Origin of the sequence: Streptomyces typhae, assembly GCF_009755605.1 — a bacterium.
Lineage (GTDB): Bacteria > Actinomycetota > Actinomycetes > Streptomycetales > Streptomycetaceae > Streptomyces > Streptomyces typhae.
On record NZ_WPNZ01000009.1, the window covers coordinates 192,615 to 203,913 of the forward strand.

10 protein-coding genes are annotated in these 11,299 nt (G+C 72.3%); 9 read left to right on the forward strand and 1 reads right to left on the reverse strand.

All coding sequences use genetic code 11. The annotated features are described in order from the left end of the window. The first annotated feature begins 4 nt into the window (after positions 1-4). The 5 genes from GPA10_RS18145 (at position 5) to GPA10_RS18165 (ending at position 3,412) form a co-directional block, all read left to right on the forward strand. On the forward strand, positions 5-808 hold the full coding sequence (locus GPA10_RS18145) for a type II secretion system F family protein (protein WP_157166542.1): 804 nt from the start codon (positions 5-7) through the stop codon (positions 806-808). Positions 809-1,359: 551 nt separating this feature from the next. Beyond that, positions 1,360-2,004, forward strand: coding sequence for a type II secretion system F family protein (locus GPA10_RS42530; RefSeq protein ID WP_343041047.1), 645 nt, complete (start codon positions 1,360-1,362; stop codon positions 2,002-2,004). Between the two features lie 319 nt (positions 2,005-2,323). Beyond that, complete coding sequence (locus GPA10_RS43710; RefSeq protein ID WP_107450499.1) at positions 2,324-2,461, forward strand: DUF4244 domain-containing protein; 138 nt, start codon at positions 2,324-2,326, stop codon at positions 2,459-2,461. After that, a complete protein-coding gene (locus GPA10_RS18160; RefSeq protein ID WP_157166415.1) occupies positions 2,448-2,858 on the forward strand; it encodes a TadE family type IV pilus minor pilin in 411 nt (136 codons plus the stop codon). Before GPA10_RS43710 ends, GPA10_RS18160 begins: the two co-directional genes overlap by 14 nt. 125 nt (positions 2,859-2,983) lie before the next feature. Beyond that, complete coding sequence (locus tag GPA10_RS18165) at positions 2,984-3,412, forward strand: Rv3654c family TadE-like protein (protein WP_157166544.1); 429 nt, start codon at positions 2,984-2,986, stop codon at positions 3,410-3,412. Between the two features lie 272 nt (positions 3,413-3,684). On the opposite strand, the gene GPA10_RS18170 is transcribed toward GPA10_RS18165, so the two are convergent. Further along, positions 3,685-6,138, reverse strand: a complete 2,454-nt coding sequence (locus GPA10_RS18170; RefSeq protein WP_157166416.1) for a DEAD/DEAH box helicase — start codon at positions 6,136-6,138, stop codon at positions 3,685-3,687. A gap of 81 nt (positions 6,139-6,219) precedes the next feature. On the opposite strand from GPA10_RS18170, the gene bldG reads away from it, so the two are divergent. The 4 genes from bldG (at position 6,220) to GPA10_RS18190 (ending at position 11,081) form a co-directional block, all read left to right on the forward strand. Next, complete coding sequence (gene bldG / locus GPA10_RS18175) at positions 6,220-6,561, forward strand: anti-sigma factor antagonist BldG (protein ID WP_030359667.1); 342 nt, start codon at positions 6,220-6,222, stop codon at positions 6,559-6,561. 143 nt (positions 6,562-6,704) lie between these two features. Continuing rightward, on the forward strand, positions 6,705-7,130 hold the full coding sequence (locus tag GPA10_RS18180; protein WP_157166417.1) for an ATP-binding protein: 426 nt from the start codon (positions 6,705-6,707) through the stop codon (positions 7,128-7,130). A 728-nt stretch (positions 7,131-7,858) separates the two neighbouring features. Beyond that, on the forward strand, positions 7,859-10,261 hold the full coding sequence (locus tag GPA10_RS18185; RefSeq protein WP_058850231.1) for a sodium-translocating pyrophosphatase: 2,403 nt from the start codon (positions 7,859-7,861) through the stop codon (positions 10,259-10,261). A gap of 226 nt (positions 10,262-10,487) precedes the next feature. Continuing rightward, positions 10,488-11,081: a small secreted protein gene (locus GPA10_RS18190; protein ID WP_157166418.1), complete on the forward strand. Its 594-nt coding sequence runs from the start codon at positions 10,488-10,490 to the stop codon at positions 11,079-11,081. Positions 11,082-11,299 lie beyond the last annotated feature (218 nt).

The window sequence follows — 11,299 nt, forward strand, 5'->3', positions numbered from 1 at the left end:
GCGCATGCGGGCGGCGCGCGGTACGCGGCGGGCCCGGTCGGCGCTCTCGGCGGGTGACGCGGCGCGAGCCCCTTGGTGGCATCGGTGGAGCGCGCGGGTGCGGGGGCGACTGGGGCGCGAGGTCTGGCTCCTGCCGGGCGGGGCGCTGGTCGGTCTCCTGGGCGAGTCCCTGCTGCCCCTCGTCGCGGCGGCGGTCGGCCTGCCGCTCGCGGGTCGTGTGCGCAGGGAGCGGCAGGCGCGCCGTGAGCGGGAGCGGAGGGCCGGGGCGGTGATCGCCCTGTGCGGGGCGCTCGCCTGCGAGGTGCGGGCGGGACGGCATCCCACGCAGGCGTTGCAGTCGGCCGCGGAATCCGGCGAGGCGGTCGAGCGGGGCCTAGGAAGCGCGCGGACCGGCGTGCTGGCGGCGGCGCGGTTCGGCGGCGACGTGCCGGGCGCGTTGCGGGAGGCCGCCCGGGAGCCGGGAGCCGAAGGCCTGGTCGGGCTTGCCGCGTGCTGGCGGGTCGCCGTGGACCGGGGCGCCGGGCTCGCTGCGGGCCTCGAACGGCTCGAAGGGGCGCTGCGCGCGGAGCGGGACCAGGAGGCCGACCTGCGTGCCCAGTTGGCCGGAGCCCGGTCGACGGCCCTGATGCTCGCGGGCCTGCCCGCCCTGGGTCTGCTCATGGGCGCGGCCCTTGGGGCCGCACCTCTGCGGGTGCTGCTGCACACGGGCCCGGGGCTGGTCTGTCTGCTCGTGGGCGGCCTTCTCGAAGGCGCGGGCGCGTGGTGGGCGCTGCGGATCGTGCGGAGGGCGGAGGGGAGGGGGCGATGAGACGAGAGGTGATCGTTTCGATGGGGGGTGCGCTGGTAGGAGGTGGTGGGGCCGGTTCGGTTAGCTCCGTTGGGCCTGTTGGGCTTGTTGGGCTTGTTGGGCTTGCTGGGCCTGCTGGGCCTGCTGACTCTGCTGGTCCGGTCGGGCTGCCCGGAGCAGTCGACCTGATCGGGGCGGCGGGAGTGTCTGGACCGGTGGGCGTGGCCAGAGCGGCCGGCTCGGCCGGGGGCGGAGAAGTTATCCACAGGCTGGGGGTGGTCGTGTGGTTGGCGGCGGCGGTGGTGTGGCTGGGGCTGACAGTGGTCGCGGCCCGGCGGGAGCGGGCGGCGGCACGACGGGCGGCGGTGCTTCTGGGCACTGCTGGGCGGCAGGGCGAGCGCGCAGAGCGGCCGGGGCGCGCAGAGGGTCCGGAGCGCTCAGAGCGGCCGGAGCGGTCGGAGCGGCCGGAGCGGCCATGGGGGGCGGCGAGGTCGCGGAGACCGCAGGGTGCACGTAGGCCATGGGGATCACGGTGGCCGGGACTCCGACGGGGGAGGGTCCGCCCCGGGGACGTGCCGGGGCATGCGCGAGGCGGGGTTGCTGCCTCCGGGTGGCGGGAGCCGGTGCGCAGATGGCTGGTGGTCGCCGGGGTGGTGGGTGCCGGGTGGGCTCTGGTCGGCGGAGTCACGGGATGCGGGATCGGGGTGCTCGCCGGGTGCTGTGTGTGGCGGCTGCGTCCGGGTGCCGACCGGAAGGAGGACGCCGACATGGCGCGGGCAGCCCGCCAACTCCCCTTGGCTGCTGATCTGCTGGCGTCCTGCGTGACAGCGGGAGCGGGGCCCGTGGAAGCGGCTCAGGCCGTCGGTGAGTCCCTCGGGGGGCCGGTGGGGGAGCGGCTCGCGTCGGGTGCGGCGCAGGTGCGGCTCGGCGGTGCTCCCGCCGATGCCTGGCGGCAGGTGGGCCGGATCCCGGGGGCCGGAGCGCTGGCCCGACTCCTGGAGCGGGCGGCCGAGTCGGGGGTGCCCACGGCCGCTCCCGTGGCCAGGCTCGCGGCTGACTGCAGAGCCGAACAGGGCCGAGCCGCGACCGCGGGGGCCCGCCGGGCCGCGGTGCTGATGACGGCACCGGTGGGGCTGTGCTTCCTGCCCACGTTCCTCGCGGTCGGGGTGGTGCCGGTGGTGATCGGACTGGCGGGGGGCTTGATGAGCGGACGGTGAGGCGGCAGAGCGGGCGAGATGTCGTACGGGCGGCAGGACAAGAACGCGGAGTTCGGAGCTGCGAGCTCGGATCTGCGATCTCTGAACGGCTGACGGAAGAGAAGCGGGAGTTGTCATGGGGGATGTCATGAGGTTCGACGTGGGGATCGGCACGGGGGCCGGTGCGTGGAGGCGGAGGCGGGTGCGGGAGTCGGCCCGGCGGTATGTGGCGCGGCTGGCGCGGTGGTTGCGCTGGGAGCGGCGGCCGGCGCGGGCTTCGGGGGCCGGACCGGGGCCCTGGACGACGCGGCGGAGGCACGGCCTCGCGAGGGATTCCGGGATGGTGACGTCCGAGTACGCCATGGGGATCATCGCGACCGTGGCGTTCGCCGGGCTGCTCTTCAAGGTCGTGACGAGCGGGCCGGTGAAGTCCGCGCTGCAAGCGGTGGTGGCGGGGGCGCTCGATGCCCAGTTCTGAGGGGCGCCGCGCCCGGCGTGACGGCGGGTATGTGACGGCGGAGGCGGCGGTGGTGCTGCCGACGCTCGTGCTCTTCACGATGGCCCTCGTATGGGCGCTCATGGCCGCGTCCGCGCAGATCCAGTGCGTGGACGCGGCCAGGGCCGGGGCCCGCGCGATGGCCCGCCAGGACCCGCGGGGCACAGCGGTCGCCGTGGCCCGGCAGGCGGCGCCGCGCGGTGCGAACGTGGCGGTGCGCCGAGAGGGCGATCTGGTCCGGGTGGAGGTCACGGCACGGATGCCGGGCCCGAGGTTGCTGGGGCTTGCCCTGCGGCTGCGGGCGGAGGCGGTGGCCATGGCGGAGGAGACCGTGGGGACGGGGGCCGTGGGGACCGGGGCCGTGGAGGTGGGGCCGTGAGGAGGGGGCGTCCGGGGCTTGTATGGCGTGCGGTGCATGTGGGTCTTGTACGCCTTGTGGTGCATGTGAGGCGTACGGGGCGCGCGGCGGACCGGGGTTCCGCGACGGTGTGGGTCGTGGTGGGCATGGCCGTGCTGTGCGTGGTAGCCGGGGCCGTGCTGGCCATGGGGCAGGCGACGGTGGCCCGTCATCGGGCGGGTGGTGCTGCCGACTTGGCGGCGCTGGCGGCGGCGGACCACTGGGTGGGCGGACCGGCGGACGCGTGTGCGCGGGCCGAGAGGGTCGCGCGGGCGCAGGGCGCACGGGTGGTGCGGTGCGAGGTGGTGGGGGAGGTGTCGGACGTCACGGCGGCGGCGGAGTTCGGGCCGTTCGGGACCGAGGTGAGGTCCAGGGCGGGGCCGACGGCACATCCGGCTTTCCAGCCAGGCCGGTCCCCCTCCCCGGATTCCAGCCCGCCTGGGGCTTTTCTCAGCCCGCCTGGGGCTTTTCCGGCCCGTCCGGCGTTCGAGGACGATGCCGGAGGCCGACAGGGGGCGAGGGGCGGAGCCCCATGAGAGGCGGTGCGGTCTTCCGGCGGTGCGGTCTTCCGGCGGTGCGGTCTCCTGGCAGTACGGCTCCCGGCAGCGGGCCGGGGCGTCGGACCGTGACCGGGCCGCGACTGGCCTGCGTCCAGGCCGCGCCTGGCCTGCGACCGGCCCGCGACTGGTCCGAAGACGGCCGGGCGGTCCGAGCCCCGCGCAGGCTGCCTGGGCCGGAAGCGGACCATGACCGGGCCATGACCGGGCCGCGACCGGCCCGAAGAGCGCCGAGCAGGCGGCCGAGGGACTCAGGCCTCAGGAGCGTCCTTGAGGAGGGTGGTGAGGAGGCGTACGGCGCCACGTTTGTGGAGGGGGTCGTTGCCGTTGCCGCACTTGGGGGACTGGATGCACGAGGGGCATCCGGCCTCGCACTCGCAGGAGGCGATGGCCTGGAGGGTGGCGGTGAGCCAGGTGCGGGCGGTGTGGAAGGCGCGCTCGGCGAACCCGGCGCCGCCCGGATGGCCGTCGTACACGAAGACGGTGGGCAGCAGGGTGTCGGGGTGCAGCGGTACGGACACGCCGCCGATGTCCCAGCGGTCGCAGGTGGCGAAGAGCGGCAGCATACCGATGGAGGCGTGTTCGGCGGCGTGCAGGGCACCGCCGAGGATCTCCGGGTTGACGCGGGCGGCGTCGAGCTGGTCCTCGGTGACGGTCCACCACACGGCGCGGGTGCGCAGGGTCCGGGGCGGCAGGTCGAGCTTGGTCTCGCCCAGGACCTCGCCGGTGATGAGCTTGCGGCGGAGGAAGGAGACGACCTGGTTGGTGACTTCGACGGAGCCGTAGCAGAGGCGGCCGGGCCCCCAGGGGACCTCGGTGTCGGTGTCGAGTACGGAGATGGCGGTGGTGTCGCGGGCGGTGGTCGAGTAGGGCGGGGCGGCCTCCTCGACGAGGGCGGCGGAGTCGTCGAGGTCCAGCTTCCGGACGAGGTACGTACGGCCCTGGTGGAGGTGGACCGCGCCCTCGTGGACGGTGGTGTGGGCGGCGGAGGCGTCGACGGTGCCGAGCAGCCTGCCGGTGCCCTCCTCGACGACCTGTACGGGGCGCCCGCCCTCGCCGCGGATGTCGGTGAGGTCGGCGGCGCGCTCGCGGCGGGTCCAGTGCCAGGCCTTCGTACGGCGGCGCAGCAGCTTCGCGGCCTCCAGCTGCGGGAGCAGTTCCGCGGTGGCCGGGCCGAAGAGCTTCAAGTCGTCCTCAGTGAGGGGAAGTTCCGCGGCGGCGGCGCAGAGGTGGGGCGCGAGGACGTACGGGTTGTCGGGGTCGAGGACGGTCGACTCGACGGGCTGGTCGAAGAGGGCCTCGGGGTGGTGGACGAGATAGGTGTCGAGCGGGTCGTCCCGGGCGACGAGCACGGCGAGCGCGCCCTGGCCGGAGCGTCCGGCGCGGCCCGCCTGCTGCCAGAGGGAGGCGCGGGTGCCGGGGTAGCCGGCGATGAGGACGGCGTCCAGGCCCGACACGTCGACGCCGAGTTCGAGGGCGGTGGTGGCGGCGAGGCCGAGGAGCTCGCCGGAGTGCAGGGCGCGTTCCAGGGCGCGGCGCTCCTCGGGGAGATAGCCGCCCCGGTAGGCCGCGACACGCCGGGCCAGGGAGCGGTCGACCTGGGCGAGGCGTTCCTGGGCGATGACGGAGATCAGCTCGGCGCCGCGCCGGGAGCGTACGAAGGCGACGGAGCGGACGCCCTGGACGGCGAGGTCGGTCAGCAGGTCGGCGGTCTCGGCGGTGGCGGTGCGGCGGACCGGGGCGCCCTTCTCGCCGTGCAGCTCGGTGAGCGGGGGTTCCCAGAGGGCGAAGACGACCTCGCCGCGGGGTGAGGCGTCGTCGGCGACCTCGGTGACGGGCAGCCCGGTGAGGCGCCCGGCGGCCACGGCCGGGTCGGCGGCGGTGGCGGAGGCCAGCAGGAAGACGGGATCGGAGCCGTAGCGGGCGCACAGGCGGCGCAGCCGCCGCAGGACTTGGGCGACGTGGGAGCCGAAGACACCGCGGTAGGTGTGGCACTCGTCGATGACGACGTAGCGCAGGGCGCGCAGGAAGGAGGACCAGCGGGGGTGGGAGGGGAGGATCCCGCGGTGCAGCATGTCCGGGTTGGTGAGGACGTAGTTGGCGTACTGGCGCACCCACTCGCGTTCCTCGACGGGGGTGTCGCCGTCGTACACCGCGGGCCGCACTGCCTTGCCGAGAGGCGCGGCCAGGGCGCGGACGGCGCGCCGCTGGTCGGCGGCCAGGGCCTTGGTGGGGGACAGGTACAGGGCGGTGGCGCCGCGGCCGTTGGGGGCCTCGGAGCCGTCCAGGAGGGCCGACAGCACGGGGGTGAGGTAGGCGAGCGACTTGCCCGACGCGGTGCCGGTGGCGACGACGACGGACTCGCCGTCGAGGGCGTGTTCGGCTGCGCGTGCCTGATGGGCCCACGGGTGCTCGATTCCGGCCGTCCGAACGGCGGCGACCACTTCCGTTCGGATGCGATCGGGCCAGACCGCATAACGAGCCGCACGTGGGGGCAGGTGCTCCGTATGAGTGATGCGTGCAGCCCGGCTCGGCCCCGTGGTCAGCCGGTCAAGGACCGTCTGCGGGGAGACGCGGGCCGGGGTGTCCACAGGGGTCCCTCCGGCAGGGGAGAAGTCGGCCATCGGCACCGAGTGTGTCACTGGCGGGATGGACAATGGTCGGAAGGCGTCGTGCACGCCTGCCGGTAAGTGATTGAATGCCATCGCGGCTGGCGATCCGTCCCGGGGGCGTGGGCCGAGGTGTCCCGAGGGGCGACCGCTCGATAGCAAGGTGCTGGAGGATCCGTGGATCTGTCTCTGTCGACCCGTACCGTCGGCGATCGTACGGTCGTCGAGGTCGGTGGCGAAATCGATGTATATACCGCGCCCAAGCTGCGCGAGCAGTTGGTCGAGTTGGTGAACGACGGCAGTTTCCATCTGGTCGTCGACATGGAGCGCGTGGACTTCCTCGACTCCACCGGACTCGGCGTGCTGGTCGGTGGCCTGAAGCGCGTACGGGCCCATGAGGGCTCGCTGCGCCTGGTGTGCAACCAGGAGCGCATTCTGAAGATCTTCCGTATCACCGGCCTGACCAAGGTGTTCCCGATCCACACCTCGGTCGAGGAAGCCGTCGCGGCCACCGACTGAGCCGGAATCAGACCCGACCGGGCCGGTTGCCGGCAGCGGTCGGGCGTCCCGGGCCCGCGGCCCGGAGTGGCAGTACGGCGGGGGGCCGGGCCGGATGACGGCCGGGCCCCCTGACAGCACGCGCGTACGTCCGAGGGGGATACATGGCCACCGTTGAACTCCGCTTCAGCGCGCTTCCCGAGCACGTCAGGACCGCCCGCCTGGTGGCGGCCGCGGTGGCGCGCAGGGCCGGGGTGGACGAGGCCGTCCTCGACGAGGTCAGGCTCGCCGTCGGCGAGGCCTGCTCGCGAGCTGTCGGCCTGCATCAAGCCGCCGATGTTCCCGCGCCGGTGCGGGTCGCGCTGGTCGAGGAGGAGAAGCAGTTCTCCATCGAGGTCGGTGACGAGGCTCCGCGTACGGCGCCCGGTGAGCGGGCTGCCGGGGGCGGTCCCGGGCGGGGTGAGGACTCTGACGCCGAGGGCGAGGACGAGATGGGTCTTGCGGTCATCAGTGGGCTTGTGGACGACGTGGAAGTGACCGCCGGGGAGAACGGTGGGTCCATCCGTATGACGTGGCCCACGGCTTCCTAGCCGTCCCCCCTCCCCCTTCCCGGGCCGCCGGGCATGTGCCCCCCGCGCCCCTCGTATGGGGCTTCGCCCCTTGCCCCCTGTCGGCCTCCGGCCTCGTCCTCAAACGCCGGACGGGCTGAAAAATCCTCCCGACGGCCTGCAGTGTCCCGTCCGGCGGGCTGAGGTATCTCTCCGGACGGCTTGGAGTGTCCCGTCCAGCGGGCTGAAAAATCCCTCCCGACGGTCCGAAGTGTCCCGTCCGAGGGGCTGGGGCATCTCTCCGGATGGCTTGGAGTGTCCCGCCCGGCGGGCTGACGCATCTCTGTCTCCCCACGGCCTGAAGCATCCCACCCGCCAGGCCGAAACCATGCCCCACCGCGGGCCCACACCCCACCCGCCGCGCAAGGCCGGAACCGCACCCTCCGTGCGAAGAGCGGCCTCCCGCGCCCGCCGCCACCGGGACCTGCGCGGCCGCCCCGTGCGGGACCTGCGGGATCTCCGGGATGTTTTTTGTTTTGTCTTATCGGTGAGGTCCGTGCCGGGGGCAATTTTGATCACGGGGAAGATGGCGTGAACGGTGGCGTCAATGGTTTTGGGGCGTTACCGCTTTCGGGGGCAAAGTTTGGGCGCGATCATTTGCGGACACGCACTCCCGAGCCAATTCTGTTTGCGGCGCACTGTTTTGATCAGGTCCGGCTCCCTACAATCCGTCCACATCTTGAGCTCAGCCCAAGCGTCAAGGAGGACGAATGGCGGGGCTTTCTACCCCTCATCAGCTTGACCACCCCTCAACCCTCGCGGCCGCGGTACTGACGGACGACAATCGGTTGATCGTGATGGTCATCGCGGCCGTCGCGGTCGCGGCACTCGTACTCGCCTGGGTCCTGGTCCGCCAGGTCCTGGCCGCGGGCGAGGGCACCGACAGCATGAAGAAGATCGCGGCGGCGGTCCAGGAAGGCGCGAACGCCTATCTGGGCCGACAGTTGCGCACCCTCGGCGTATTCGCCGTCGTGGTGTTCTTCCTGCTCCTGCTGCTGCCCGCGGACGACTGGAATCAGCGGGCCGGACGATCGATCTTCTTCTTGATCGGCGCGTTGTTCTCGGCGACCACCGGCTATATCGGCATGTGGCTCGCCGTGCGCAGCAATGTGCGCGTGGCGGCCGCCGCGCGGGAAGCGACACCGGCCGAAGGCGAGCCGGAAAAGGATCTCACCGCGGTCTCGCACAAAGCCATGAAGATCGCTTTCCGTACGGGCGGCGTCGTCGGCATGTTCACGGTGGGGCTCGGTCTGCTCGGCGCCTCCTGTGTGGTGCTCGTGTACGCGGCCGACGCACCGAAGGTCCTGGAGGGCTTCGGCCTCGGGGCCGCGTTGATCGCGATGTTCATGCGTGTCGGAGGCGGCATCTTCACCAAGGCCGCCGACGTCGGCGCCGACCTGGTCGGCAAGGTCGAACAGGGCATTCCGGAGGACGATCCGCGCAATGCCGCGACCATCGCCGACAACGTGGGCGACAACGTCGGCGACTGCGCGGGGATGGCCGCGGATCTCTTCGAGTCGTACGCCGTCACGCTCGTCGCCGCGCTGATCCTCGGCAAGGCGGCGTTCGGCGACTCCGGTCTCGCCTTCCCGTTGATCGTCCCGGCCATCGGTGTGCTCACCGCCATGATCGGGATCTTCGCGGTCGCGCCCCGGCGCTCCGACCGCAGCGGCATGACGGCCATCAACCGCGGCTTCTTCATCTCCGCGGGAATCTCCCTCGCGCTGGTCGCGACGGCCGTCTTCGTCTACTTGCCGTCGTCGTACGCCGACTTGGACGGCGTCACGGACGCGGCGATCGCCGCCAAGGACGGCGACCCGCGGATCCTCGCGGTCGTGGCCGTCGCCATCGGCATCGTCATGGCGGCGCTGATCCAGCAGCTGACCGGCTACTTCACCGAGACCAACCGGCGTCCGGTCAAGGACATCGGCAAGACCTCGCTGACGGGGCCGGCCACGGTGGTGCTCGCGGGCATCTCGATCGGCCTGGAATCGGCGGTCTACACCGCGCTGTTGATCGGCCTCGGTGTGTACGGGGCGTTCCTGCTCGGCGGTACGTCGATCATGCTCGCGCTGTTCGCGGTCGCCCTCGCGGGCACCGGCCTGCTCACCACCGTCGGTGTCATCGTCGCCATGGACACCTTCGGTCCGGTCTCCGACAACGCCCAGGGCATCGCCGAGATGTCCGGCGACGTCGAGGGCGCGGGCGCGCAGGTCCTCACCGACCTGGACGCCGTCGGCAACACCACCAAGGCCATCACCAAGGGCATCGCCATCGCCACGGCCGTGCTCGCGGCCTCGGCGCTCTTCGGGTCGTACCGCGACGCGATCGCCGAGGCGGCGGACGACGTCGGCCAGAAGCTGGGCGACGGCGCACCGATGAACCTGGTCATGGACATCTCGCAGCCCAACAACCTGGTGGGGCTGATCCTCGGCGCCGCGGTCGTCTTCCTCTTCTCGGGGCTGGCGATCAACGCGGTGTCGCGATCGGCGGGAGCCGTGGTCTACGAAGTGCGGCGGCAGTTCCGCGAGCGCCCCGGAATCATGGACTACACGGAGAAGCCGGAGTACGGGCGTGTCGTCGACATCTGCACCAAGGACGCGCTGCGCGAGCTGACCACGCCGGGTCTGCTCGCCGTGCTCACGCCGATCGCGGTCGGCTTCTCGCTCGGAGTCGGCGCGCTCGGCTCGTTCCTCGCGGGCGCGATCGGCACGGGCACGCTGATGGCCGTGTTCCTCGCCAACTCCGGTGGCGCGTGGGACAACGCCAAGAAGCTCGTCGAGGACGGCCACCACGGCGGCAAGGGCAGCGAGGCCCATGCCGCGACGGTGATCGGCGACACGGTCGGCGACCCGTTCAAGGACACCGCGGGCCCCGCCATCAACCCGCTCCTGAAGGTGATGAACCTGGTGGCGCTGCTCATCGCGCCCGCGGTGGTCAAGTTCAGCTACGGCGAGGACAAGAGCGTCGGCATGCGCGTTCTGATCGCCGTGCTGTCCATCGCGGTCATCGTCGGCGCGGTGTACGTGTCCAAGCGCCGCGGCATCGCGGTCGGCGACGAGGGCAACTCGGGGAAGGTCGCCAAGTCGGCCGACCCCGCGGTGGTTTCGTGACGACGGGCTGAGCACGGTGGAGGCCGACACGGCCTCCGGGAGGCCGGTCCGGGCGCCCGCCCGGACCGGCCTCGTCCATGACCGGCCTCCGACCGCTGCCCACCGCTGCCCGTGAGCCTTCTCTCGCCCGCCGCGCCTTGATGCAAATGGCTTCAATAGCGGACGTAACCCACCCCTGACATGGGGTTGTCGCCCAGTTGGCGTGTAAGTTCCGGGGCCGAGAGCCATGGAAGGGACCAATCCGGTGAACAAGAAGCTTGCGGCCGCACTGTCCGGCGGTGCGGTACTGGTACTGGCGCTGTCGGGATGCAGCAGCAGTGACGACGGTGACAAGAAGCTCGACGACTGGGCCGAGAAGGTCTGCGACACGGCCGTGGGGCCGCAGTCGAAGAAGATCGCCGAGGCCAACGCGGCCATCAAGAAGCAGACCGCCGACAACAGTTCGCCGGACGAGGTCAAGAAGACCGACTCCAAGGCGTTCGGTGACATCTCCAGCGCGTACGCCCAGCGCAGCGCCGCCCTCAAGAAGGCGGGCGCCCCGCCCGTCGACGACGGCGAGAAGAAGCTGAACGACGCCGTGAAGGAGCTGGACGGCCTCTCCAAGTCGTATGCCGACCTGAAGTCGCAGACCGACAAGCTCGACACCAAGGACCAGTCGGCCTTCGCGGACGACCTCGCGAAGATCGCTGAGGAGCTCGGCAAGCTCAGCAAGAGCGAGAACACCGCGCAGAAGAAGCTGGAGGCGGGCGACGTGGGCAAGGCCATGCGCGAGCAGGACAGCTGCAAGAGCTCGACGCCGTCGGCCGGGGCCAAGAGCTGACCCTGCCGCCGGGCGGCGCCGGTGGCTGACCACACGTCAGCCCCTGGGACCGCCCGCCGCCCAGGCGAGCCCGTCCTCCGTAGGTGCCGTCCAGGCGAGCCCGTCCTCCGCGGTGTCGTCCAGGCGTAGCCGTCCTCCGTGCGGTGCCGTCCAGGCGCACCCGTCCTCCGTACGGCCGTCCGCCCCCGGCGCCCTGTGGCGCCGGGGGTGCCGTCGTG